Genomic DNA, 24,298 nt, shown 5'->3' on the forward strand with positions numbered 1-24,298 from the left:
CACCAGTTACCACCCTGGATATCCGGGTGCTGGAGTATGCTGCTCTGAAGGACATGCTGCGCAATACTTACAACTGTAGATTGGTGGATGTGTTGGTGGTAACGTGAGGGGAGGGGTAAGGGCAGGCTCAGAGGCCTGCCCTGACGATACAGCGAAGAGCACGGCGAGCTAAAAACTCCCCAGATCCAGTACGTCGAACATGGTGTATAAGCCGTTGGGACGGCCTGCCACCCACGCCGCAGCCAAGGCCGCGCCGCGTGCGAAGTTGTCGCGGCTGTGGGCACGGTGCGTGATCTCGATGCGCTCGCCTGCACCCGCGAAATAGACAGTGTGCTCGCCAACGATGTCCCCGGCTCGCACGGTCTGGATGCCGATTTCCTTGTCCGTGCGCTCGCCAATCATGCCGTGGCGCTCGTACACGCCCACTTCGGCTAGATTACGGCCCAGGCCTGCGGCGGCCATCTCACCCAGCCGCAGCGCGGTGCCAGACGGTGCGTCCTTCTTCATCCGGTGGTGCGCTTCCACGATCTCCACATCATAGGCATCGCCCAGCACGGCGGCAGTTTTCTCCACCAGCTTGAACAGCACGTTTACCCCCACGGCCATGTTGGGCGACTGCACGCAGGGGAAGTGCGCCCCGGCGGTCTCGCGCAGCACAGCGAGGTTGTCGGCAGTCAGGCCGGTGGTGCCGATTACCATTGCCCGGCCATGCTGGGCTGCCACCTTGATGAATTCCATCGTGGACTTGTGGAAGGTGAAATCAATGATCACGTCGCCTTGATCAATCACGGCCTCCAGGCCTGCTGCGATCTGTACGCCTGCCGGGCCGAAGCCTGCCACTTCCCCTGCATCTTTGCCCACAAAGGGGCTGTCTGCCTGCTCAAAAGCCGCGCTCAAGGTTAGGCCGGGATGCTGCCGTACCATGTCACAGATGCGGCGGCCCATGCGTCCGGCTGCGCCCGCTACAATTACTTTGGTCATAATTGGCTCTCTTGGGTTGATAATGAGTCTTTCTCAAAGACATTCTTGAGGTCAATGGTCACGTCTGCAAAGATGCTTATTTTTCCTTCAGGATATAGGATGGCCATACGTCCATTCTCTGAGCAGAACCCTTAATGGTTATTTTCTTCTACTCTGCAATGCTTCAAATCGTTTTGTTAGAGAAAATATATAAATAAGTATTGCTTCAGTGAAATCGAATATATCCCGTGCATCCTCTTTTGTGACAATGAAATCTATGTCGTGAGCAGCCTCATTGCCAACAAGACGAATTTGATGCGCCCAATTAAGAAGACGCGAATCAATGTGACCATCCTGATGAAGCCTGTCTAACCGCGCACTAAGATTCTTTCCATCAGCGTTGAGTATCTTGCAGACAGCCTCCAAGCATTTGCGTGACATTAGTACACAGGGCTCAAAAAGAGAAACATGAAACGAACGCGCTGCTTGGTCGTAGGCAGCTTTCACACTATCTGGCAACGCCTCTGGAAGCACCTTTGATTCGTTCGGATAGAGCACTGTTTCTTCTGTGACCGTCTCAAATTCACCTGGTATTCCATAAAGAGACTGTCGCACTAAAAAAGGCTGGTTGCATCGACGACACAAAAAAACATAGTAATAATCTCCGTGATACTCTGCATCAACCTCATCCATCGGGTTGATAGCATTACTGCGGAATCCGCCAGCTCCTTTGGCGATCACCTTCGCATCTACGAGAATATTGCATTGCGGACAGAAGACATCAAAACTCTCTTTCTCAGACATGTTATCGCCATTTTCAATGGCGATCCCTCGACCGCCCTCATGCAAATCAGCCCCACCTTCTTCATCTCAGTCGTCAGCTTGTTCAGCGAATCATCATGCCCGTCCTGAAGCGGCATCATAAACTTCCTTGTCTCTGCGGGGGCCGACGGCAAGAACAAAAACTGTAACCTGTACATCCTCGACTTGATACACCACACGATAATCGCCCACCCGGAGTTTGCGAAAAACGGCCAAGTTTCCGGCGAGCGGAACACCGAACTGCAAAGGAGCCTGTGTCAACTTGCTGTCTATTGCCCGCAGAATGCGTCGAGCTGCCGCTGTGCCGACCCGCTCCAGATCATCTTCAACATCTGGGTGGTATACGACCGTCCAGCTCATTTGCCGAACTTCTCCAGCATTTCTTGGTGAGCAAGCCCTTTTTCCGGCTTGAAGGTCTTTAGCCGGGCAAAGGCCAGGGCTGCAAGGCGCAGGTCTTCCAGCTCTTCATTTAGAGCTTCGTAAGCATCAAAGGACAGTAGGACAGCTTTTGGCGCATCATGTTGCAGAATGATCAGCCGTTCTGTTTCGCCGCTTTCGAGAGAATCCAGAGCGGCGGCTGTCTGTTGCGCCAGCGCGGTGGCTGAGAGATAATTTGCTGCCGGCATTGCTCGCTCCTCCTTCAAGGGGCGATGCTTGACCGCCCCCATACGAAATCAAATCAACCCCACCTTCTTCATCTCCGTCGTCAGCTTGTTCAGCGACGGCTCATCCATCTCGGTCATTGGCAGGCGCACTTCCGGCGAGGCAATCTTGCCGATCAGATGCACAGCCTTTTTCGCCGGGGCCGGGCTGGGATAGCAGAACATCGTGCCCATGAGCGGGAAGAACTTGTAGTGAATCTCCTTGGCCTTGGCGAGGTCGCCGCGCAGGGCCGCTTCCATCAGCTCGGCCATCGCCTTCGGGGCCACATTCGAGGTCACGGAGATCACGCCGTTGCCGCCGATCAGCACTGTGGGCATAGAGGTGAAGTCATCGCCGGACAGGACAATGAAGTCCTTCGGGCAGATGCGGATGATCTCGGAAATCTGGTTCAGGCAGCCGCAGGCCTCCTTGATACCGATGACATTGGGCAGCTCGGCCAGCCGTGCAACCGTAGCCGGGGCCATGTTGGTGACGGTGCGGCCCGGCACATTGTAGAGCACCACCGGAATATCCACTGCTTCGGTGATGGCCTTGAAATGCCGGTACAACCCTTCCTGGCTCGGCTTGTTGTAATAAGGCACCACGGATAACACTGCGTCTGCACCGCTCTCCTTGGCCGATTCGGTCAGCTCGATGGCCTCAAGAGTGTTGTTGGCCCCGGTTCCGGCAATGACCGGCACCCGGCCTGCCACGGTCTTGACGGTCAGCTCGATCACCCGCTTGTGCTCGGCAAAGCTGAGGGTGGCTGATTCGCCGGTGGTGCCGCAGGGCACGAGGCCATGAATGCCGCTTTCAATCTGAAAATTGATCAGGCTAACGAGGCTTTCCTCATCAACCCTGCCGTCGCGCATCGGGGTGACAATCGCGGTGATCGCGCCCTGAATTCGTTGTGCTGCTGTCATCTCATTCTCCTTGAATTAAAGCAAGGCCTCGGCGGTCAGTTCGCCCTGATAGACCGCATGGGCAGGCCCTTTGAGGAAAACATTATAAACAATATCTGCGCTTCCGCTAGTCTTATGCTCTGGCAGGCTGAAGAAAATTGTTAGTCGGTCGTTACCGGAGGTAATGATCTCCACTGGCGAGGCCGCTTGGCCGAGCAAGGCAGCAATGATCGCGCTGGCAGCTGAACCCGTGCCGCAGGCGAGGGTTTCGTCCTCCACGCCGCGTTCATAGGTGTTTATTGCGAAGCCTTGGGTCTAATACCCCTTCGCTTGCGACGTTATCTTTTAAAAAACACTTGTTATCAATACCCCGCCCCAAGGGGCAGGGTAATTTATTCGACAAGAAAAAAACAGCTAACTTGTAGATGTTTTTTTTATAACGCAAAAGTTATTCATTCCAAATTGGAAGTGTTTGTGCTTTACGATTTCAAATCCATAAATATTAGACACAAGCTGTTCCAGTTCATAGAGATCATAATATTTCTTATGATCTTCAATCTCATTTTTATTAACAACACCTACTTTAAAAGCAAGGAATTCTAAGACTGGCTTTGCCAATTTACCCGGCACCGTCAAAATAAATTTTCCTTCAGGTTTTAAAACTCGATACACCTCAGAAATAATCTGTCGTGGTTTATCTATATGCTCAAGGACAGCTAACATTGTTACAGCATTAAATGCGCATTCCTTAAAAGGGAGAGTTTCATCCAATGTCATTTTCTTAGTTGATATCTTCTTGTAAGATACCTCATGAACTTTGAAGTCAATCCCTATTCCATACTCAATATATGGTTCTACAAAAGATAGGAACCTGTGGTTAAAACCACATCCAATATCCAGTAGACAGCAATTTTGGATACTTTTCACCTCGTCAACAACTCTCCCTATACGCATCCTTCTCAGAATAGGCTCAAGAAATGGCTCTTTCATTTTAAAAATCATTTTCTTGATATATACTCGAAAGTTGTGAGCTTGTGTTGCGGATAACCTGAAAAAGTATTTTTGCTTGATAAATAAATAAAATAATACTTGTATAGTATATAGGAATTAGAAATCTATCCCCTTGCCAAAAGGTGACTCCTGTTGATAAATAAGTAAAGTATATACAAAAAAATAATAACGAAGTAAACATAATGTAATTATCTATAATGTATCTTTTATTTAAAATGAAAATTGAGAATATTATAGTAAAAAACAAAACAGAAAAGATATTTATTGTCAAGATAAACCTGCTTTGTAATAACGTTACATTTTTAAAAAAAATATTCATTTCTTTATTTTCTGAAATAAAAATTGACGATGGTTGTGTTGAATTTTCTACAACCAGATCTTTAAATTGTCTAAAAGTTTCAACAGGATAACCTGTTAAGTTATCAAGAAAAACCTTTTTTATATTTTCTGATGCTTTTTTATAACCATCTCTCGCGATCATTTCTGCTATATATCTACGTCTTGCGTCTCGAATCGTATGTATGTATTGATATTTATAACTATCTCCCTCAAGGTTTCTCTTGTACAATTCAAGCCCAGATAAAAAGTAGTCATTTATAGCAAATGTATCAATAAAAGATATCTTGTAAGTATTAAAATGTTTTTTCATTATATATGATTGCGCCGATATCGGGATAACTGTCATTGCAATAGAAAGTACATAAATAAATCTCATATCTTTTAAATTAAAAGCAACAATCATTATCGTTGATAATATATATATATATAGAAATGACGGCCTCACTACAGAACAAAAAGATAAAGATAAAAGGTAGAAAGAAATATAAATATAAGATTTTTTACATGAAAATACAAATAACATAAGCAAAGAAAAAGTAATAAAAAACGAAGTTATGGTTTCTGTGAGCACGTGCAAAGAAATTCCAATATTTGAAACGATACTTATACTTATTAATGCTATAAAAAAAGCCAATAATTTTGACTTACTAATCTTGAGGCTACAAAAATATACAATAAAAATTTGAATTTGCCATAAAATTAATTGAAATATAATTATAGCTAAAGGATGTATCGACTCTAAAATTGCAACAACAAGAGGGTAAAAAAAAGGTCTTATTGCAATACTGTCTTTTGCATGAACAAATTCACATTTACCTACGAGCCAATTTCCAACATCAAGATATGTTTTACTGTCTGGTGTGATGTATCTCGACATCTCCCATTTATTTAATGGTTTAGACATGGAATTAATATAATAAAAAAAACAAACAGAAATAATTAGCAAGGCAATATAGACAGCAGTATTTTTTAAAAAATTCATGCTTTCCTCTAGAGATTTTATCTCAGCATCATTTTGTTCAGCGAAGGCTCATACATCTTGATCCGCAGACAGACGGCCTTTAGGTGACTTTGATATTGTCGATCAGAGTACGGCTTTAAAGCAAGGCCTCGGCGGTCAGCTCGCCCTGATAGACCGCATGGGCAGGCCCTTTGAGGAAAACATTATAAACAATATCTGCGCTTCCGCTAGTCTTATGCTCTGGCAGGCTGAAGAAAATCGTCAGGCGGTCGTTGCCGGAGGTGATGATCTCCACCGGCAAAGCAGCCTGCTGGCCGAGCAGAGCGGCAATGATCGCGCTGGCGGCGGAGCCGGTGCCGCAGGCCAGCGTTTCGTCCTCCACGCCGCGTTCATACGTCCGCACCTTGAAGGCATCCCCGCGCTTCTGGACAAAATTGACATTGGTACCTGCGGGTTGAAAGGCTTCGTGATAGCGAATCGCCCTGCCAAGGCCACGCACATCGGTTTCTTCGATATTGTCTACAAAGAACACCGCATGAGGCACGCCAGTATTGAGACTATGCAGGGTGAACGGCACATTATTGATCATTATCGTCTGCTGTAGGCGCAAGTCATGCGGTTCGGTCATCTTTACCGCCACTTCTTGGTCGGAAACCTCGGCTTCAATCAGCCCAGCCAAGGTCTCAAAGCACATTTTGGCCGGAGCAATCCCCTGCATAAAGGCAAAGCGGGCCGCGCAACGCGCTCCATTGCCGCACATCTCGGCCACAGAGCCGTCGGCATTGAAAAAACGCCAGCGGAAATCCGCCTGCTCGGAGTTCTCGATGAGAATCAGGCCATCTGCACCGACGGAAAACTTGCGGCGACAGACAGCAGCGGCAAAGGCGGACATGGCTTCAGGAACAATCAGCGGCTGGCGGTGATCAATGAGGATAAAATCATTGCCGGTGCCGCTCATTTTGACAAAGGGGATGGGGAAATGAGGTGTGTTCATGAATATTCTTCAGTTCGCAAAGAAGCGGTATTTGATGATGCAGTACAAGGCGCGGAAACCATCCTTCACGCCGATTTTTTTGCCTTCTGCATAGGTGCGTCCGCTGTAGGAAATGCCGACCTCGTACACCCGCCAGCCGCTGCGAGAGATTTTCGCAGTGATCTCCGGTTCAAAGCCGAACCGGTTCTCTTTTATGGCAATATTCTTAATAACTTCCCGACGGAAGACCTTGTAACAGGTTTCCATGTCGGTCAAATTCAGATTGGTGAACATGTTCGAGAGTAGGGTCAGAAAACGGTTGCCGATCATGTGCCAGAAATACAGCACACGATGCGCCTCTGAGCCGACAAAGCGCGATCCATAAACCACGTCCGCCTTACCGTCCAAGATCGGCTGAAGCAGCTTGGGGTATTCCGCTGGGTTGTATTCCAAATCTGCGTCCTGAATCAGAATGATGTCGCCAGTTGCCGCCGCAAAGCCAGAACGCAGTGCCGCTCCTTTACCTTGGTTCTTCTCATGAAAAACTCTAATAATGTTGTCTCCCAATAGCTGCTCCATAACCTGCCGTGTGCCGTCTTTTGAGGCATCATCAATCAGAACAATTTCCTTGGTAAGCGGCAACGTTACGGACTGCACGGCCTCAATAACATCCTGAAGCGTCTTTTCCTCGTTGTAGGCGGGGATGACAATGGAGAGTTTAAGGAAAGTTCCGTTTATCATCTTCATGACACATAAAATTGTTCATTCCGACATCTGGTCGGTCAAGATGTTCTAAAACTGCGAGCATTATCGCAATCTCAAATGAGCTATCTCAGATCTTAGCGAAGATCGAACGCTAACCTCCTCGAATCTTTTGCTTAACTACCAGTTAATGTTCCTCTCTTGCTCGTTTATAAAGGAGTTTTGCCGACTTGCAAAGGAGTTCTACTCGGCCAGAAAGGAGTGTGGCCGACTAGGAAAGCAGTTTGGCCAAGCCGAACTCCTTTCTGGCCGAGTAGAACTCCTTTGCAAGTCGGCAGCATTCCTTGCTTACCGAGCCGCATTCCTTGCGCAACGACTAAGAAACGAATGTCAACTGCGGCGGCTCCAGTTCTTCGGCCAAACGTACCGCTGCTACCGTTTTCCTAACATCGTGAACCCGCAGGATATCCGCTCCTTGCCAGGTACACAAGGCAGAAACCACGGCAGAGGGGCAGTCGCGCTCCTCGATAGGCAGGCCGAGCAGTTTACCGAAAAAGGATTTGCGCGAATGGCCGATCAGGACGGGGAAGCCGAGCTGTTTTAATGCGCCGACATTGCGCAGAATGGCCAGATTATGCGCCAAGGTCTTGCCAAAACCGATGCCTGGGTCAATAATGATCCGTTCCCGCTTGATGCCCTCGGCTTCCAGCCAGGCAGTCCGCTCTTGAAAAAAGGCACAAATCTCCGCAATCACGTTGCGGTACTGCGGATTGAGCTGCATATTCCCTGGACTGCCCTGCATGTGCATGATGATTAACGGACCGTCATAACTGCGGGCCACTTGAATCATCTCTGGGTCATGGCGGAGGGCGGAAATGTCGTTGATGATGGTCGCGCCCACAGCCAGAGCGGCCCGGGCCACGGCTGCCTTGGTCGTATCAATGGAGATCGGCAAGCTAGCGGCAAGAGAGTGGATGGTTTGGATGACTGGGATGACCCGCCGCAGTTCTTCCTCTTCAGAAACCGGTTGGGCAAAGGGTCGGGTCGATTCACCGCCCACATCAATGATGTCGGCCCCATCATCAAGCAGCCGTTCGATCTGCTGGAGAAGAGTCTGCTCATCAAAAAAGCTGCCGCCGTCGGAAAAGGAATCAGGGGTAACGTTCAGGATCCCCATGATCTGCGTTTTCTTCATCTTCGCTGCCAACAAGAAAGGCGCAGAATGAACCTGCGCCTGCCTTGCCCATAGTTGTTGGAGAAAGCCTTCTTAGGTTGTCGTTGTTTCAGCCTGCTTTGCCTCTGGTTTTCTCAGTTCAGCGACAACCCGGTCAATGTCTTCCAAGGTGATGGTCTCTTTTTCCAGCAACTCATTGGCTATCGCTTTGAGGATATCAATGTTGTCCTTCAGTAATTTCTCGGTTTCAGCGGCGGACTTCAGGATAATCTGCTTGACCACTTCGTCAATCCGGCGCGCGGTGTCCTCGCTGTAATCGCGGTGCTGGGCAATCTCCCGGCCCAGGAAAATCTGCTCCTCTTTCTTGCCGTAAGCCAGCGGCCCCAGCTCTTCGCTCATGCCCCACTCGCAAACCATTTTACGGGCGAGATCGCTAGCGCGTTCAATGTCATTGCCCGCGCCAGTGGTGATCTCGTCAAAGATGATCCTTTCCGCCACCCAGCCGCCGTAGAGGATCGCAATCCTACTCAGCAGATATTTTTTGGAATAGGTATGCTTTTCATCAATGGGCAGCTGCACGGTCAGGCCCAGTGCCCGGCCTCGCGGAATGATCGTTACTTTGTGAAGCGGATCAGTACCAGGCAACAGGCGGGCCACTACCGCGTGACCTGCCTCATGATAGGCGGTGATCTCCTTTTCCTGATCAGAGATGATCATGGATTTGCGCTCCGCGCCCATCATCACCTTGTCCTTGGCCTTTTCCAGCATTTCCATGCTGATTTCTTCCGCACCTTGCCTGGCGGCGAGCAAGGCTGCCTCGTTGACCAGATTTTCCAAGTCTGCCCCGGAAAAGCCAGGCGTGCCGCGCGCGATGACCGCCATATCGACTGCGGTGGCCATCTTGGTTTTCTTGCCGTAGATGTCCAAGATCATCTGGCGGCCTTTGATATCAGGGATCGGCACCACCACTTGGCGGTCGAAACGGCCAGGCCGGAGCAAGGCTGGATCAAGGACATCGGGCCGGTTCGTGGCAGCGATAATGATTACGCCCTCGTTGGCGTTGAAGCCGTCCATTTCCACCAAGAGCTGGTTGAGGGTCTGCTCGCGCTCGTCATGGCCACCACCCAGACCTGCGCCGCGATGCCGCCCCACTGCATCGATTTCGTCAATAAAGATGATGCAGGGCGCATTTTTCATGCCTTGATTGAACAAATCTCGCACTCGCGACGCACCAACCCCGACAAACATCTCGACAAAATCCGAGCCAGAGATAGTAAAGAAGGGCACCCCGGCCTCGCCCGCGATGGCCTTGGCAAGCAGGGTCTTGCCGGTGCCAGGAGGGCCAGCTAAAAGCACGCCCTTGGGGATGCGACCGCCCAACTTCGTGAATTTCTCCGGGTCTTTCAGGAAATCAATAATCTCTTCCAGCTCGGCCTTGGCCTCATCAATGCCTGCCACGTCTTTGAAAGTGATCTTGACCTCGCCCTCTTCCTGCATCTTAGCTCGATTCCGGCCAAAGCCAAGCGCACCACCTTTGCCGCCACCCATCTGCATCTGGCGCATAAAGAAGACCCAGACTCCGATCAGCAGCAGCATCGGGAACCAAGAAATAAAGACAGACAGCCAAAGCGATTCCTTGTCCATCTCCTTGACTGCGATGTCCACGCCCCCCTTGCGCAGCATGGGGATCAGCTCCATGTCGGGCGGCATCATACTCATCACTGAGCGGCCATCTGTACTAGTGCCGAAAATTTTGTCCCCTTTGATCAGAACCTTGCTGATTGCGCCGTTCTCAACACTGGCCATAAACTGACTGTAGCTGATCTCGTCGGTTCTTGGCTTGTCCATTGACTGGGTGCTGAATAGCTTGACTAGCACGATCGCTGTTAAAGCGATTACCAGCCACATGCTCAGATTTTTATAGAAATTATTCATTCATCTGCAAGGGAAATATGAATTGAGGACATCGTTCCGGCACCATTGCCTTGGGTTCACAGTATGACCTGCCTGTCGGTCAGTCAATGGCGGAAGAGAATTCCTGCACGGTTTTCACCCCGATCTCCTGTTCAGCTAGGGCAGAGATGGCTTGGGCCATCGACACTGCGCCGCTAACTGTGGTGGTGTAGGGGATATGGTAATTCAAGGCTGCCCGGCGGATGAAGTAGGAATCTTCCGTGGTTCTGCTGCCGGACGAAGTATTGACAATCCACTGTACCTGACCATCCTTGAGTTTGTCAAGAATATGGGGCCTGCCTTGGGAAATCTTGTTGACCAGCTCGCAAGGCACTCCGTGTGCGGCTAATTTGTCCGCCGTACCTTGGGTGGCAAGAATGCTGAAGCCCATCCTGAGCAGCTCCTTGGCCACAGGCACCATGCCGTCTTTATCTGAATGGCGGACGCTGATGAAAACGCAGCCGCTTTTTGGCACTTTCTGGCCGGCGGCCTGCTGCGACTTGGCCAAGGCAAGGCCGAGGTTGTCGTCTATACCCATGACCTCGCCGGTGGATTTCATCTCCGGGCCAAGCAGGGTGTCAACATTCTCGAAGCGGTCAAAGGGGAAGACCGCCTCTTTCACCGCCCAGTGTTTGATGGACACTTCCTTGGTGAAGCCGAGCTGCTCCAAGCTCAGGCCGAGCATGACTTTGGCCGCAATCCGCGCCAGCGGCACGCCGGTGGCCTTGGAGACGAAGGGCACAGTGCGCGAGGCGCGGGGATTGACCTCCAGCACATAGAGCGTTTCGTCCTTCACCGCGTACTGCACGTTCATCAGGCCGATCACGCCCAGCTCGGCGGACATGGCCTTGGTCGCCCGGCTGATTTCGGCGATCATGCTTGGAGACAGGGTGTGTGGCGGCAAGACGCAGGCCGAGTCGCCGGAATGAATGCCCGCCTCCTCGATATGCTCCATGATCCCGCCGAGCACGGTCATTTTTCCGTCCGAAACTGCGTCCACATCCACCTCAATCGCGTCTTTCAGAAAGCGGTCGAGGAGCACCGGATGCTCGCTGGCAACGATGGACGGCAGGGCCATGAACTCTCGGATGCCCTGCTCATTATAGACAATGCGCATGTTGCGCCCGCCGAGCACATAGGAAGGCCGCATGACCACCGGAAAACCGATCTGCTCCACGGCCTTCAGGGCCTCGGCCAGATTGTGGGCGATGGCGTTCTCCGGCTGCTTGAGGCCGAGCTTTTGCAGCATCTGCTGGAAGCGCTCGCGGTCTTCGGCCCGGTCAATGGCATCAGGCGAGGTGCCGACAATAGGCACTCCGGCCTTGGCTAAGGGCACGGCCAAGTTGAGCGGGGTTTGGCCGCCGAACTGGACAATCACGCCGTCCGGCTTCTCGCGCTCAATGATGCTGAGAACATCCTCCTTGGTCAGCGGCTCGAAATAGAGGCGGTCGGAGGTGTCGTAGTCAGTGGAGACGGTCTCTGGGTTGGAGTTGACCATGATGGATTCCACCCCGATTTCCTCCAGAGCAAAGGCGGCATGAACGCAGCAGTAGTCGAACTCAATGCCTTGGCCGATGCGGTTGGGGCCGCCGCCAAGGATCATGATCTTCTTGCGCTCGGACGGCTCAGACTCGTTCTCCTGATCGTAGCAGGAGTAGTAGTACGGGGTGTAGGACTCGAACTCGGCGGCGCAGGTGTCCACCAGCTTGTACACCGGCAGGATGCCGAGCCGTTTGCGCAGCGCGTGGATATCATCCTCTGTTGAGCCGGTGAGATGCGCTAACTGCGCGTCAGAGAAGCCGTACTGCTTGACCGTGAAGAGAAAGTCCGCATCATCCAGACCGGCCAAGCCGCAAGCCTTGATTCGCAGGCCCATGTCCACAATCTGGCGCATGTTGGTGAGGAACCATGGATCAATCTGGCTGAGTTCGTGAATCCGCTCAATGCTCATGCCCCGGCGCAGGGCCTCGAAGAGGTAGAGAATCCGTTTCGAGTTGGGTTTGCTCAGGCCGAGATTGACATCGTCCTGATGCAGGCCGCTGAAATCGTTCTTGCTGTCAAAGCCGAAGCCGCTCCAGCCAATTTCCAGCGAGCGCAGCCCCTTCTGAAAGGCTTCTTTGAAGGTGCGGCCCATCGCCATCGTTTCGCCCACTGACTTCATGGCTGTGGTAAGGAAATCATCCGCCTCTGGGAACTTCTCGAAGGTCCAGCGAGGAATCTTTACGACGCAGTAATCAAGGGTCGGCTCAAAGGCGGCGCAGGTCTCTTTGGTGATGTCGTTTTGCAGCTCGTCCAGCGTGTAGCCCACGGCCAGTTTAGCGGCAATGCGGGCGATAGGGAAGCCGGTCGCCTTCGAGGCAAGTGCCGAGGAGCGCGAGACGCGGGGATTCATCTCGATCACCATCAGCTCGCCGTCTTTGGGATTGACCGCAAACTGGACGTTCGAGCCGCCGGTCTCCACGCCAATCTCGCGGATGATGGCGATGGCCGCGTCGCGCATGTTCTGATACTCGACATCGGTCAGGGTCTGCTGCGGGGCCATGGTGATTGAGTCGCCGGTGTGCACGCCCATCGCGTCAATGTTTTCAATCGAGCAGATGATGACCACGTTGTCCTTGCGGTCGCGCATCACCTCCAGCTCGTACTCCTTCCAGCCCAGCAAGCTGCGCTCCAGCATGATCTCAGTGGTCATGGAGAGATCAAGCCCGGCGGTGCACATCTGCTGCAATTCCTCGCGGTTGTAGGCCACGCCGCCGCCTGTGCCGCCGAGGGTGAAGCTGGGCCGGACAATCACCGGAAAGCCGATCTCCTCGCCTGCGGCCATCGCTTCCTCGATGGTGTGGACGATGAAGGATTTCGGCACATTAAGCCCTATCTTGCGCATCGCGTCGCGGAACTCCTCGCGGCCCTCAGCCTTGCGGATGACCTTTGCGTCCGCCGCCAGCATCTCCACGCCGTATTTCTCTAAAACGCCGCTCTCGGCCACCTTGATCGCGGTGTTGAGGGCTGTCTGGCCGCCGAGCGTCGGCAGGAGCGCGTCTGGCCGCTCGCGCTCAATCACTTTGGTCAGATATTCCGGGGTGATCGGCTCAATGTAGGTGCGGTCGGCCAGGCCAGGATCAGTCATGATCGTGGCCGGGTTGGAGTTGATCAGCACCACCTCATAGCCCTCTTCTTTCAGGGCCTTGACCGCCTGCGCGCCGGAGTAGTCGAACTCGCAGGCCTGGCTGATGATGATCGGGCCGGAGCCGATGATGAGAATCTTATGTATGTCTGTGCGTTTGGGCATGGCGAACTGTGCGAAAATATTTAAGCTGACAGGCAGCGGTCCATCTTGAAGAGAGAATGTTCTTTTGCTGGCTGCGAACGGCGCATTCCGGGCGAAAAACGGCCTGTTCCCGGCTGCGAATGGCCCGTTTGACGCTGGCAATGACCCGTTACCAAGTGGAAATGCCTCATTGCCAGCAAGGAATGGCGCATTGCCACGTGCGAATGAGGCATTCCTGCTTGGCCACGCCTCATTCCTTGCTGCGAATGCCATATTGCCAACTGGCAACGTCGCATTGCCAAGCGGGAATGACCTGTTTCCAGCTGGCAACAAGGCATTGCCAGCGTCAAATGCGGCATTTCCAGCCGGGAACGCCTCATCGCCGCTGTTATCTGCGCCCTTCCATCAGGCCGATGAAGCGGTCGAAGAGGTAAACGGCATCGTGCGGGCCGGGCGCGTGCTGTTTGCATGGCCAGGCAGTTTACTCAATGCGCTGGCCATACTGCAAGATTTCAAAAGCAAGCGGATTCGAGAGATTGAAATCCTTTTCCCGGAAAGGATGCGGCTCAATCCTGCTGTCTATGGCCCGCCTCAGCCGCATCAGTTCCGTCTGCATCTCAACGATATTCTCAAACCCATCAAAAACTACAGCAAGATCAATGTCGCTTTCCTCGTGCTCCATTCCCTTCGCATAGGAGCCGAAGAGGAAGAACTGCCTGCAAGCATATTTGGCTCGTACTATTTTGGCAAATCTCTGCGCGAGTTCTACAGCATCTGCTCTATCCATTGCCGCAGCTCCTTTATTCGGCCAATCCACAGTTCGGTGTATTCGTTAGTACATATTCTCTGGAATTCCTTCTTGTAATCGTCATATCGCGCATTGATGTTAAACGAAGTGACGGTGTCAAGCCAGTCAGGATAGTTTTCTGTCAGTTCAATGCCGCACAACTCCGCCAACCTGTAGAGATTATGAATTCTTGGGGCATGTTGTTTATGCCGCTGCACATACAACGCCTTCAGCAGCTTCTCCACAGAGATATGACCGACGAATAACGCCCAGTTGTTCGATCCTGAGAGAAACAGATTGTTCATTGTTTTGCAATCATCATTCGATGTCGCAATCCAATGTTCCCTGATCATCTCAAAATCTATCGCATCGTTCTGATTGTTCAATCAGAGTCTCCTCTTTTAATCACGGCGCATAGGGCATATACGCCGTGCAAGAACGCCTAACGCCCTTCCATCAGGCCGATGAAGCGGTCGAAGAGGTAAACGGCATCGTGCGGGCCGGGCGCGTGTTCCGGGTGATACTGGACGGAAAAGGCGGGATATTCTTTGTGCCGCATCCCCTCAAGGCTGCCGTCGTTGAGGTTGATGTGCGTGACTTCGACGCTGGCGGGCAGGCTTTGCGGATCAACGCAGAAGCCGTGATTCTGCGAGGTGATCTCCACCTTGCCGGTCTGCAAATCCTTCACCGGCTGATTGCCGCCGCGATGGCCGAATTTGAGCTTGAAGGTGCTGCCGCCATAGGCAAGGCCGAGCATTTGATGGCCAAGACAGATGCCGAAGATCGGCTTTTTGCCGAGCAGGGCGCGGATGTTCTCGACCACGCCTGCCACGCCTGCTGGGTCGCCGGGGCCGTTGGAAAGGAACACGCCGTCCGGGTTGAGGGCCAGCACGTCGGCAGCCGATGTCTTCGCAGGCACGACCAAGACGCTGCATCCCTTCTCGGTCAGAATGCGGAGCTGGTTGTATTTGATGCCGAAGTCGTAGGCCACGACCTTGAACCTGCCGCCCGCCGGGAAGGCTTTGCTTTCGACCGGGCCGTTTGCGCTCCAAGCGTAGGGCTTGGCCGCTGTCACGCCCGCCACCATGTCCTGGCCGACCAAGCCCGCCCAGTTCTTCGCCTTTTCCACCAGCGAAGCCTCATTCAGGTCTTCGGTGGAGATGACCGCCTTCATCGCTCCGCGCTTGCGGATGATCCGGGTCAGCATCCGGGTGTCGAAGCCCTCGATGCCGAGCACGCCGAACTTGCAGAGGAAGTCGGCCAAGCTGCCGCTGGCGCGGTAGTTGCTCGGCACGGCCTGATATTCGCGCATCAGGAAGGCGCGGGGATGCGCGGCGGCGGATTCCATGTCCTCCGGGTTGATGCCGTAGTTGCCGATCAGCGGATAGGTCATCGTCACCATCTGGCCGGTGTAGGAGGGGTCGGTCAGGATTTCCTGATAGCCGCTCATGCTAGTGTTGAACACGATTTCCCCGGCTGCCTCGCCTGCCCCGGTGAATGAGCGGGCGGGCAGCACAGTGCCGTCTTCAAGCGCGATTAGTGCTTTCATATTTCCGTAGTTCTTATAAATGACTGCCTGATTATCTCGTCTGCCAATCTTCCAGCGTGATTTCAGGCACCCGTGAAAATTCACTGACATTATGCGTGATCAACGTCACATTGTGCGCTTTGGCAATCGCAGCGATCAGCAAGTCATTCGGCCCGATAGGCGTTCCTGCTTTTGTCAGGAATGCGCGAATCTCTCCGTAATGCGTAACCGATTCATCGTCAAAGGGCAAGCTCCTGAGCTGGGCGAAGAAGTCCCGCAGCACAGCTTGATTGGCAGCAACACGAGCACTTTTGCAGGCACCATACCAAAGCTCTGCCTTGACAGGAGCGCAGAGCAGCAACCTGTTTAGTCCAACTTCTTCAATTTTTGCTGCAACGGAAGGATGATTCTTGAAGAAAGCAATGCAGGTGTTCGTGTCTAAGAGATAACTCACATCCATTCCTCACGTTCCTGCAACTGACCGGGTGATTCCAGCTCCGGGAAATCTGGAATTGCGCCAGCGAAGCGTTTGACAAATTCCTTTGCGGACAACTGGCTGCTGCGGTCAGATTCTACCGGCAGAACGATAACCTCAATTTTCTCATACGCATCGAATTCCGGCGGCAGTTTAATGAGAACTTGCTGATTTTGAGCTGTATGGATTTGGCGCAGAGCTAACATGGGATAAAGCAACTAAGATTTAATTTCACACCATGCTTTTGGTGAAAATTTAGCGCGTCGATCCTCGATATATGAACCAAAGGCACGGAGAGCTTTAATCATTGCGCCACGCCGACCAGACTTAATCACCTCTTCATCATAAATCTGCTGAAATACACCGCGAGCCAACCCTTCATAAAAATTTAATAACTGATGAAGATCGTTTTGCAGCTCTGCATTGTTAGACATTTTTGTTTCAACTTCCGCGAGCGGTATCGCTTCTTTTCTATTTAAGTAGTCAAATTCTTTTTGCAGTAAACTGGTTATCGTAGATTGATTATATTCTTTTAACGTATCTTGAGCGGCCATTCTCCTGTGCCAATCATGGTCGGCAGAATGCACTTCAAGAGATTGTTCTAAAGCCTTTCTTGCATACTTCAACTGACTACCTGCATAAACCACACCGCCTGCTGCGACTATCAACGACAATCCAGATATAACGAGTGATATTATTTCGTATTGAGTCATAGTTACCTGCACTTACCTGACTAATCTATCCCTCTTATTCTATCATCCCACTCAAAATGGAAAATATCTCGCGGACATCCTCCGTGAAACGAAAGGTATTAACATTTTTCATCAGCCGATTGTCTTCCCGTTCCAGCAGCGTAAAACTATTTCCTTCACGAGAGGATTTAGAGCAAGTTCTTGAATTCGTCCACTGTCAGCCCGATTTCCCGAATAATCGCCCGCAAAGTCCCTTTCGCTGTTTCTTTGTGATCCGGCACCGTGACACGCCGGTGCGGCCAGTCGGCCTGCCTGAGGATGATGTGGCTGCCCCGCTGCCGATCTTCCTCATAGCCAATCTTTTTCAACGCCTTGACAACTTCACGTCCAGAGATTTGCGGCAGCTCGCTCACCGAAAACCTCCACAATTTCTTCGGAAATGGAAGGCGGAACAGGCTCACTATGCGCCTCCAAGCTCTCAAGATAGCCTGCGATGGCCTCCCTGATATTGCTCAAGGCTTCAGAGCGGGTGTTCCCCTGAGAAATGCAGCCGGGCAAGGAGGGTGCTTCAGCAACAAACACTCCATCCTCATCCTGCTCTATCAGCACTCTGTATTTCATCGCTCACTTATCTCCTGTCGCGCTTTTCGCAACTCCCTTATCACCAATTCCGCCTGCCGCTGTGCCGAACCCTGCTGGGCTGCCGCCAGCCGTTCCGCAGCTTGGCAGGTCTGCGCATACAGCCGCTCATCGCGCAGCAGCGTGGACAGGCAATCTGCCAGCTCATCGGCATTCTTGACCTGAAAGCCCGCGCCAGCAGCCAGCACCATTTCCGCCGCATCGGCGAAATCCTGCATGAACGGCCCGAAGCAGACCGGCCTGCGCCAGCGCACCGGCTCCATGATGTTGTGGCCGCCTTTGTTGACCAAGCTGCCGCCGCAGAAGCTGACATCTGCCGCCGCGTAGAGATCAGCCAGCTCGCCAAGTGAATCCACCAGCACAATGTCCGCTGTCCGCCCTTCCGCAGCGCAGCGGGAGAATAGCTCGTATTCCAGCCGGGCCTCATTGAGCAGCCGCCTGACCTCATCCAACCGCTTCAGATGGCGCGGGGCTATGATCCAGAGCAACTTGTCCGCAGTTTCCTGGCGCAGGCGGCGGTAAACCGACAGGAGCAGCTTTTCCTCGCCAGTGCGGGTGGAGCCGCAGATGAATATCTTTTTCCCGCCCGGCTTGAGCAGCTGCCGGTATTTGTCCCGCATCGCTCCGGCATCGGCGGCAGGCAGATCGTATTTCAGATTGCCGCAGACCTGCACCTGCTCCGCGCCCAGCTCGCGGAACCGTGCGCCGTCCTGCTCGCCGATCACGCCGACAGCCGTGAAATTCTTGAGCAGATCAGCCATGAAGCCGGGCAGCAGCCGGTATCTGCGGAAGGAGCGTTCCGACAGCCTGCCGTTGAGCAGAAGCAGGGGAATCCCGGCCCGGCTGGTCTCACGGAGCATGACCGGCCACAGCTCGGTTTCCAAACAGACATAGGCATCTGGCCGCACTGTCCGCAGAGCCTGCCGCACCGCCTGAGACGTGTCGAGCGGAGCCAGTTCGCAGCGCACCTGCGGCAACCGTGCGCGTGCTGCCTCCCGGCCCTGCCGGGTCATGGTGGTTACAAAAAAATAGCTGCTGGGGATTTGTTCCGTCAGAGCAGCAATCAGAACTCGGGCGGCCTGTACCTCGCCCACCGAGGCGGCGTGCATCCAGATCAAGGGGCCGCTGCTGCGGTGAAAATTGTCTTGATATCTGCCCAGACGCTGCTCTATCTCCCAGCCGGGCGCAGTGAAATTCAATACAGGCAGAACAGCCGGAAGCAGGGCATGAACAGCCGTGCCAAGTATGCGGTAGAAAACATGCAGCATGACGGTCTTGCGGTCCCGGCTGTCTTTTTTCATCCCTTCGCAAAACAGACTATTTAAACAGGATTGCCCCAGAACGTCAAGAGGGAAGCAACCTTGACCGGAAAAAATCAGGTTTTGCTTGACAGTTACGCCTGCAATCTGGTAGCAAGCCTTTGCCTGCTGCGTATTCAAGCAAGCGAAACCTTTTTCGTGCACACCACCAAAACTGCTGCCAGAGGACTCCTATGACTGCACCGTTCATGCGTCTTTTGCCTGCGCTCGCGCTGGCAATGTTGCTCGTTTTTTCAGGACAGACTGCTTCAGGGCAACCTGCGGCGGTCAATCCCGCACCCACTCTCCCAACCCCTGAATCCAAGGAAAACAAAATGAAAGACGGACTGTATGCGAAGATCAAAACCGGCAAAGGCGACATCCTGCTGGAGCTGTTTTACGACAAGGCACCGCTGACAGTGATCAACTTTGTCGGCTTGGCAGAAGGCACACTGGCCTACGGCGGCGCAAGCAAGGCGACTGGCACCCGTTTCTACGACGGCCTCAAGTTCCACCGGGTGATCAGGGACTTCATGATCCAAGGCGGCTGCCCGCTTGGCACCGGCACTGGCGGCCCAGGCTACACCTTTGCTGATGAATTTGAGTCGCGGCTGAAGTTCACCGGGCCGGGCATTCTGGCAATGGCCAATGCTGGGCCAGGTACCAATGGCTCGCAGTTCTTCATCACCCATGTCGCCACTCCGCATCTAAACGACAAGCATACCATCTTCGGCAAGGTGGCAGAAGGCCAGGATGTGGTTAACGCAATCAAGCAGGGTGATGTGATCAACACGATTGAGATTATCCGCCAAGGCGAGAAGGCGCAGCAGTTCCAGACTGATCAGGCTGCCTTTGAGCGGGCCAAGGAAGAAATTGAGGCCAAGAAGCAGGCCGGTGCTGCCGAAGGACAGAAGAAGACTGCCCAGCTGATCAAGAAACGCTGGCCCAAGGTGCAGTCGAACAAGGAAGGGTTGTACTGGGTCGTGACCAAAGAAGGCCAGGGCGAGAAACCCGCGCCAGGCACCAAGATCAGCGTTCACTACACAGGCCGCCTGCTGGACAATGACCGGAAATTCGACAGCTCCTACGACCGGGGCGAGCCAATTCAGTTCGAGGTTGGCACAGGCCGGGTTATTCCGGGCTGGGACATGGCCCTTGCCAGCATGAAGCAGGGTGAGAAGCGCACCCTAATCATTCCGCCAGACTTGGCTTACGGCGCACAGGGCGCGGGCGGCGTTATTCCTCCTAACGCTTGGCTGGTCTTTGACGTGGAGTTAGTGGGCTTCTAAGTGAGAACCTGCGATGATGAACTGCACCTCCTCCTGATAGGAAGCACAGGGCATCATCGCTGTCGATATCGACCAAGGCTGTGCTACCGCTCATTTCCCCGCCTTTACCATCACCCTGCACATGAGCACCCACTGGATGGGATGCGGAGGCATATCCAGTTGACATATCCCCGCCGTGCGCTATACTGCAAAGTGAAGCTGAACCCGCAATGCTCACAAGGAGGAAGTCTAATGATTTGCGCTCGTACCAAAATCTTCACCAGCAACAGAAGTCAGGCTGTCCGCTTGCCGAAAGCTGTCGCTTTTCCTGATTCCATCAAAGAAGTGGAAATCATCGCTGTCGGCGGCAGACGGATTATTGCTCCGGCTGATCAGTCGTGGGATGATTGGTTTGACGCGCAGGGTTGCTCCAGCGATTTCATGGAGCAGCGCGAGCAGCCGGAGGATCAGGAGCGGGAGATGCTGTGATGCTGAAATACATGCTTGACACCAACATGGTGATTTACACCATGAAGAACCGACCGGAGCAGGTCAGGCAGCATTTCAAACAGCATCAGGGGCAGATGTGCATTTCCTCAGTGACGCTTGGCGAGCTGATCTACGGCGCGGAATGCTCGCAGCAGCCGGAGCGCAACCTTGCGGATATGGAAGCAATGACAGCGCGGCTTGACGTGCTGCCATTCGACAGCAGGGCCGCCAGTCATTTCGGTCAAGTGCGGGCAGAGCTGCGCCGCGCCGGGCAGCCCATTGGCCCGTATGACATGATGATCGCCGGTCATGCCAGATCGCTGGGCCTGATTCTGGTGACAAACAATCTCAAAGAGTTCATCCGGGTGCAAGGGCTTCGCCTTGAAAACTGGGCAGCATGACTCCGGCAGCCCTTTCACTTTGTCCTGAGCGGGTTACAGCTCTTCTCCAGCTAAATCCAGCACGCTCTGAATTACATCCGGGCTGATGAAGATGTTGCTCTTGTTCAGTTTCAGCAGGCTTGGCAAGACTTCTGCGAGGAGTCCTCTGTTCTTTGCCGCAAGCAGTACGCCAAGCGAGCCAATGGTGTGAATCTTATTGATCTTGGCAATTTTCCGCCCTCGGCGGTCATCTATGAGCAGCTTGTCCGCATTGAGCTGCTTGTAAAGCAGCATGGCTTCTGTTTCACCTAAATCAGCAGATGCGTCGAGATAGACAAAGCCTGAAGTGTCAACAGACCTTACTTTTCCAGCAAGATATTCCCTCAGCGTTGCTGACTCTGCTTTGTCACTGAGAGCAACTTCTTATACACTGCTTCAGGAACCAGAACCTCTCCATAGAGCGATTCAAGCAGTTGCAAGCCATCACAGATTGCCAAAGCGATCAGTGCTGAACTGTCAGCGATCAGGATCATTGCGGTCAGCTGTTCAGCTCGGCGAGGAGTTCTGCGCGGTCAATGGCGATGACAGGAATGCGGTTGTCCTTGCAGGCCGCCATGAAATCAAAAATATCCAGCCCGGCAATATGAGCTGCTTTGGCAATCGTGACCATCTCCGCTTTAAACAACCAAAGAGCATACGTCAGCCGAATATCGCGCTGAACTGTCTGCTCGCCTTGAAACATGACAAAATCATTCGGGAGATCAATGGCAATCTGCATGGCTTGGTTTCCCTTGTGCTGTGTAACGATTATTCAGAGAGCTGATCAAGTGCGCTATCACGCAGTTATCTTACAACCAAGCCTGCTTTTGTCCATGCTTTTTCGCTCGTTGCAGAAAGAAAACGGCGGGAGAAGGCAGCCCTTCACTTCCCCGTCTTGGGCAGATTGTCTCAGTGAACAACTGAGTCCCTGTCATTCCAATTGATCACGGGCCAATCAGTCAGTTTGACAAATTCACGGTCAGCAGTCACCAAGGCCGCACCCTTCTGCATTGCCATTGCCGCAATCACTGCATCTGGAAGTTTCAAGCGATGCTGCTGCCGCACTGCAATGATCTTCTCAATCAATGCCACATCCTCAGCAGATAGCCCCAGCACTTCCACACGCTGAAGGAATTGCTGGAAAAGCTGGCGGTCTGCTTCGGTCAGGCCGGAGAAGGCAAGGAACTCAATCTGGCTGATCACTGAAATGCCAATCCATGCAGCCTGCCGGAGCAGTTGAATAAGCCAAGCCGGACATCGCCTTGCAGCAGGGCAACTATGGCGTTGGTGTCCAGCAAATAGCGTTCACCACTCATCCCGCAGACTCCTCTGCATTGCCGTCGCATCTCCTTTCCAAGCCAATTGCCCGGCTATATCAGAGAAAGTATACTGCTGGCGAGGGGCAGGATGCAGCACCAACACAACCTGCACCTCTCCCGGAGCAAGCCGAGTAGGGATGTCGAGGCAGATGCGGCCTGAAGCGTTGACGGTGGTTGTGAGTTCAAGAACTTCCATAGAGGCTGTCGGCGCAGAATGCTGATCGGAGTGAGGAACGAACCCCGACACAAGGCAGGTTGCGGTTCCCCAACCTGCGGCTGTCATGCCTCCATTGTAGCATGGCTGGTCGCAGAGGCGAAGGTTTTCCGTCCTGCATCTTTTTTGGAGAAGGCTGCCGCTCACTTCCCCGCCTTAGCCATCACCCAGCTCTCCCCCTGCTTGCTTACACCCGCTCCGCTCCGGGCGCGATACTGCTTCTGCCAATCTTGCCGATATGGCTGTACACAGCAGGCGTGCCGTCCTCGGAGATCACCCAAACTTCCTGCGCCCCTTTTGCTAAATAAAGGTCAACCTTGCCCCTGATCTCCGCCTTGGCGTTGGAAGGGGATACGATCTCGATGCAGAGTTCCGGTGCCTTGGGATACGGCGTTTCATAGGCGAACTGGCGGATGAACTCATCCGAAGCCCAGACAACATCCGCCACTTTCACGCCCTCTGAGGTTTGAATCGAGCATTCGGTGATGACCTCGCCGCCGGGCAGCTTGTTAATCAGGTTGGCAGCCATGCGCCCTTGGATGCGCCCATGCCGGTTGGAGGCCGGACTCATCAGGATAGTGCCGAAGCGGTTCAGCTCAATCTTGAAGGGCAGATTCTGGAGGAGGGGATTGCTGAGGACTTCGGCCCATTCCATGCGGGTTCTCCTGCGGGATGAGGTTGCCAAGCATTGTGCATTCCAATGCAATGTATGCAACTTTTGCCTGCAAAGCAAGTTTATCTGGCAGGAGACGAGAAAACAGGCTCACTTCCCCGCCTTTGCCATCACCCAGCACATGAGCACCCACTGGATGCCGCTGAACCAAGCGATGAGCAAGGCGGTGAGGAAGTAAAGCAGCAGGATGTTGAGAATCAGCTATTCAGCTTGTTGCGGAAGATAACTTCAACCGGTCTGTCTAATCCTGCATCAACAGTGATTATTAACTTCTCCGGTGTCAGTTCAACTCTGTACAGAACTTCTTCGGTTGGAACAAAAGCTGTTTTTTCCTCAGCAGAAGATTGTGGTAGCATTGCATGTAATTCATCGTATCGCTGAATTTTGTCTGGCGCAGTTTCTGGCCCGAAATTCATACCGTTCAACTCGATAAGCAGGTCAGTTACTAAATGAAGCAGTTTAGAGTGTGTCATGGCTTTAATCCTTTGCTTGTTGAATAGTTTTGATTGAATCAGCAGTCAAGCACCTCCGGTAAAACCGGAGGCTTGGTAAGGTGAACCGCCCAAGGCGGTTTAAGTTGCGGCCTGTTTTGAGCTATAGCCGCAGCGATATAAAATGATCAAGCAATCATTTTCATCCTATGAGTTGAATCTTATGGCCTATTCAGTAGAGTTTCGCCGGAAAGTATGGAAATCAAAGAACGTGAAGGTTTGAGTTTTGAGGAGGCGGCAGTACGCTTCGGAGTAGGCCAGGCCAGTGTTTTTCGGTGGTCAAAGCGTCTTTTTCCGTG

Annotated in this window: 32 protein-coding genes; 3 read left to right on the top strand and 29 right to left on the bottom strand. The window is 52.8% G+C overall.

Features of this window, described 5'->3' with window-relative positions; translation table 11 throughout:
• Window positions 1–168: 168 nt before the first annotated feature.
• From dapB to ACNKIB_RS07075, 22 genes are all read right to left on the bottom strand, one after another.
• Window positions 169–981: a 4-hydroxy-tetrahydrodipicolinate reductase gene (dapB, locus tag ACNKIB_RS06970; protein WP_417909823.1), complete on the bottom strand. Its 813-nt coding sequence runs from the start codon at window positions 979–981 to the stop codon at window positions 169–171.
• A 138-nt stretch (window positions 982–1,119) separates the two neighbouring features.
• Entirely contained in the window at window positions 1,120–1,764 is a 645-nt protein-coding gene (locus ACNKIB_RS06975; RefSeq protein WP_417909824.1) for a DUF4145 domain-containing protein, read from the bottom strand.
• A 93-nt stretch (window positions 1,765–1,857) separates the two neighbouring features.
• Window positions 1,858–2,142, bottom strand: coding sequence for a type II toxin-antitoxin system RelE family toxin (locus ACNKIB_RS06980; protein WP_417909825.1), 285 nt, complete (start codon window positions 2,140–2,142; stop codon window positions 1,858–1,860).
• Window positions 2,139–2,408, bottom strand: a complete 270-nt coding sequence (locus ACNKIB_RS06985; RefSeq protein WP_417909826.1) for a type II toxin-antitoxin system Phd/YefM family antitoxin — start codon at window positions 2,406–2,408, stop codon at window positions 2,139–2,141. Before ACNKIB_RS06985 ends, ACNKIB_RS06980 begins: the two co-directional genes overlap by 4 nt.
• Before the next feature lie 48 nt (window positions 2,409–2,456).
• Window positions 2,457–3,347 carry a 4-hydroxy-tetrahydrodipicolinate synthase gene (gene dapA / locus ACNKIB_RS06990; RefSeq protein ID WP_417909827.1) on the bottom strand — a complete coding sequence of 297 codons (891 nt, stop codon included), beginning with the start codon at window positions 3,345–3,347 and terminating at the stop codon, window positions 2,457–2,459.
• Window positions 3,348–3,362: 15 nt separating this feature from the next.
• Window positions 3,363–3,605: a hypothetical protein gene (locus ACNKIB_RS06995; RefSeq protein ID WP_417909828.1), complete on the bottom strand. Its 243-nt coding sequence runs from the start codon at window positions 3,603–3,605 to the stop codon at window positions 3,363–3,365.
• A gap of 135 nt (window positions 3,606–3,740) precedes the next feature.
• On the bottom strand, window positions 3,741–4,316 hold the full coding sequence (locus ACNKIB_RS07000) for a class I SAM-dependent methyltransferase (RefSeq protein WP_417909829.1): 576 nt from the start codon (window positions 4,314–4,316) through the stop codon (window positions 3,741–3,743).
• Between the two features lies 1 nt (window position 4,317).
• Window positions 4,318–5,658, bottom strand: coding sequence for a hypothetical protein (locus tag ACNKIB_RS07005; protein ID WP_417909830.1), 1,341 nt, complete (start codon window positions 5,656–5,658; stop codon window positions 4,318–4,320).
• A gap of 115 nt (window positions 5,659–5,773) precedes the next feature.
• On the bottom strand, window positions 5,774–6,631 hold the full coding sequence (gene dapF, locus ACNKIB_RS07010; RefSeq protein ID WP_417909831.1) for a diaminopimelate epimerase: 858 nt from the start codon (window positions 6,629–6,631) through the stop codon (window positions 5,774–5,776).
• A 9-nt stretch (window positions 6,632–6,640) separates the two neighbouring features.
• The gene (locus ACNKIB_RS07015) at window positions 6,641–7,357 is read right to left on the bottom strand and encodes a glycosyltransferase family 2 protein (RefSeq protein ID WP_417909832.1); all 717 of its coding nucleotides are present in this window, start codon (window positions 7,355–7,357) and stop codon (window positions 6,641–6,643) included.
• A 331-nt stretch (window positions 7,358–7,688) separates the two neighbouring features.
• Window positions 7,689–8,507, bottom strand: coding sequence for a dihydropteroate synthase (gene folP / locus ACNKIB_RS07020; RefSeq protein ID WP_417909833.1), 819 nt, complete (start codon window positions 8,505–8,507; stop codon window positions 7,689–7,691).
• A gap of 72 nt (window positions 8,508–8,579) precedes the next feature.
• A complete protein-coding gene (gene ftsH / locus ACNKIB_RS07025; RefSeq protein WP_417909834.1) occupies window positions 8,580–10,421 on the bottom strand; it encodes an ATP-dependent zinc metalloprotease FtsH in 1,842 nt (613 codons plus the stop codon).
• A gap of 79 nt (window positions 10,422–10,500) precedes the next feature.
• Window positions 10,501–13,728: a carbamoyl-phosphate synthase large subunit gene (gene carB, locus ACNKIB_RS07030; RefSeq protein WP_417909835.1), complete on the bottom strand. Its 3,228-nt coding sequence runs from the start codon at window positions 13,726–13,728 to the stop codon at window positions 10,501–10,503.
• A 460-nt stretch (window positions 13,729–14,188) separates the two neighbouring features.
• Complete coding sequence (locus ACNKIB_RS07035; protein ID WP_417909836.1) at window positions 14,189–14,494, bottom strand: nucleotidyltransferase domain-containing protein; 306 nt, start codon at window positions 14,492–14,494, stop codon at window positions 14,189–14,191.
• Window positions 14,473–14,880 carry a HEPN domain-containing protein gene (locus ACNKIB_RS07040; RefSeq protein ID WP_417909837.1) on the bottom strand — a complete coding sequence of 136 codons (408 nt, stop codon included), beginning with the start codon at window positions 14,878–14,880 and terminating at the stop codon, window positions 14,473–14,475. Before ACNKIB_RS07040 ends, ACNKIB_RS07035 begins: the two co-directional genes overlap by 22 nt.
• A 56-nt stretch (window positions 14,881–14,936) precedes the next feature.
• On the bottom strand, window positions 14,937–16,043 hold the full coding sequence (gene carA / locus ACNKIB_RS07045) for a glutamine-hydrolyzing carbamoyl-phosphate synthase small subunit (RefSeq protein WP_417909853.1): 1,107 nt from the start codon (window positions 16,041–16,043) through the stop codon (window positions 14,937–14,939).
• A 31-nt stretch (window positions 16,044–16,074) separates the two neighbouring features.
• Complete coding sequence (locus tag ACNKIB_RS07050) at window positions 16,075–16,482, bottom strand: type II toxin-antitoxin system VapC family toxin (protein ID WP_417909838.1); 408 nt, start codon at window positions 16,480–16,482, stop codon at window positions 16,075–16,077.
• On the bottom strand, window positions 16,473–16,703 hold the full coding sequence (locus ACNKIB_RS07055; RefSeq protein ID WP_417909839.1) for a hypothetical protein: 231 nt from the start codon (window positions 16,701–16,703) through the stop codon (window positions 16,473–16,475). Before ACNKIB_RS07055 ends, ACNKIB_RS07050 begins: the two co-directional genes overlap by 10 nt.
• A gap of 12 nt (window positions 16,704–16,715) precedes the next feature.
• On the bottom strand, window positions 16,716–17,210 hold the full coding sequence (locus tag ACNKIB_RS07060) for a DUF4760 domain-containing protein (protein WP_417909840.1): 495 nt from the start codon (window positions 17,208–17,210) through the stop codon (window positions 16,716–16,718).
• A 167-nt stretch (window positions 17,211–17,377) separates the two neighbouring features.
• A complete protein-coding gene (locus ACNKIB_RS07065) occupies window positions 17,378–17,602 on the bottom strand; it encodes a type II toxin-antitoxin system HicA family toxin (protein ID WP_417909841.1) in 225 nt (74 codons plus the stop codon).
• Complete coding sequence (locus ACNKIB_RS07070; protein WP_417909842.1) at window positions 17,571–17,810, bottom strand: type II toxin-antitoxin system HicB family antitoxin; 240 nt, start codon at window positions 17,808–17,810, stop codon at window positions 17,571–17,573. Before ACNKIB_RS07070 ends, ACNKIB_RS07065 begins: the two co-directional genes overlap by 32 nt.
• Window positions 17,807–19,129: a 3-deoxy-D-manno-octulosonic acid transferase gene (locus tag ACNKIB_RS07075; RefSeq protein WP_417909843.1), complete on the bottom strand. Its 1,323-nt coding sequence runs from the start codon at window positions 19,127–19,129 to the stop codon at window positions 17,807–17,809. Before ACNKIB_RS07075 ends, ACNKIB_RS07070 begins: the two co-directional genes overlap by 4 nt.
• A gap of 206 nt (window positions 19,130–19,335) precedes the next feature.
• Here ACNKIB_RS07075 and ACNKIB_RS07080 point away from each other — a divergent pair, with 206 nt between their 5' ends.
• The 3 genes from ACNKIB_RS07080 (at window position 19,336) to vapC (ending at window position 21,284) form a co-directional block, all read left to right on the top strand.
• The gene (locus tag ACNKIB_RS07080; RefSeq protein WP_417909854.1) at window positions 19,336–20,415 is read left to right on the top strand and encodes a peptidylprolyl isomerase; all 1,080 of its coding nucleotides are present in this window, start codon (window positions 19,336–19,338) and stop codon (window positions 20,413–20,415) included.
• A gap of 231 nt (window positions 20,416–20,646) precedes the next feature.
• Entirely contained in the window at window positions 20,647–20,883 is a 237-nt protein-coding gene (gene vapB, locus ACNKIB_RS07085; protein WP_417909844.1) for a type II toxin-antitoxin system VapB family antitoxin, read from the top strand.
• Window positions 20,883–21,284, top strand: a complete 402-nt coding sequence (gene vapC / locus ACNKIB_RS07090; protein ID WP_417909845.1) for a type II toxin-antitoxin system tRNA(fMet)-specific endonuclease VapC — start codon at window positions 20,883–20,885, stop codon at window positions 21,282–21,284. The genes vapB and vapC overlap by 1 nt, the downstream gene beginning before the upstream one ends.
• Before the next feature lie 33 nt (window positions 21,285–21,317).
• Here the strand turns inward: vapC and ACNKIB_RS07095 are convergent, their stop codons facing one another.
• The 7 genes from ACNKIB_RS07095 to ACNKIB_RS07125 all read right to left on the bottom strand — a co-directional run bounded on the left by ACNKIB_RS07095 (window position 21,318) and on the right by ACNKIB_RS07125 (window position 23,981).
• Complete coding sequence (locus tag ACNKIB_RS07095; RefSeq protein WP_417909846.1) at window positions 21,318–21,557, bottom strand: DUF3368 domain-containing protein; 240 nt, start codon at window positions 21,555–21,557, stop codon at window positions 21,318–21,320.
• An 89-nt stretch (window positions 21,558–21,646) separates the two neighbouring features.
• Window positions 21,647–21,796, bottom strand: coding sequence for a hypothetical protein (locus tag ACNKIB_RS07100; protein ID WP_417909847.1), 150 nt, complete (start codon window positions 21,794–21,796; stop codon window positions 21,647–21,649).
• A 5-nt stretch (window positions 21,797–21,801) separates the two neighbouring features.
• Window positions 21,802–22,041: a UPF0175 family protein gene (locus ACNKIB_RS07105; RefSeq protein ID WP_417909848.1), complete on the bottom strand. Its 240-nt coding sequence runs from the start codon at window positions 22,039–22,041 to the stop codon at window positions 21,802–21,804.
• Window positions 22,042–22,211: 170 nt separating this feature from the next.
• On the bottom strand, window positions 22,212–22,505 hold the full coding sequence (locus ACNKIB_RS07110; protein WP_417909849.1) for a PIN domain-containing protein: 294 nt from the start codon (window positions 22,503–22,505) through the stop codon (window positions 22,212–22,214).
• Window positions 22,502–22,648, bottom strand: coding sequence for a hypothetical protein (locus ACNKIB_RS07115; RefSeq protein WP_417909850.1), 147 nt, complete (start codon window positions 22,646–22,648; stop codon window positions 22,502–22,504). The genes ACNKIB_RS07110 and ACNKIB_RS07115 overlap by 4 nt, the downstream gene beginning before the upstream one ends.
• 374 nt (window positions 22,649–23,022) lie before the next feature.
• A complete protein-coding gene (locus ACNKIB_RS07120; RefSeq protein WP_417909851.1) occupies window positions 23,023–23,490 on the bottom strand; it encodes a Uma2 family endonuclease in 468 nt (155 codons plus the stop codon).
• A 215-nt stretch (window positions 23,491–23,705) separates the two neighbouring features.
• Window positions 23,706–23,981 (bottom strand): hypothetical protein, encoded by a 276-nt coding sequence (locus tag ACNKIB_RS07125; protein WP_417909852.1) that lies wholly within the window; start codon window positions 23,979–23,981, stop codon window positions 23,706–23,708.
• Window positions 23,982–24,298: the final 317 nt, after the last annotated feature.

The organism is Candidatus Electronema sp. PJ (genome assembly GCF_048287395.1).
Lineage (GTDB): Bacteria > Desulfobacterota > Desulfobulbia > Desulfobulbales > Desulfobulbaceae > Electronema.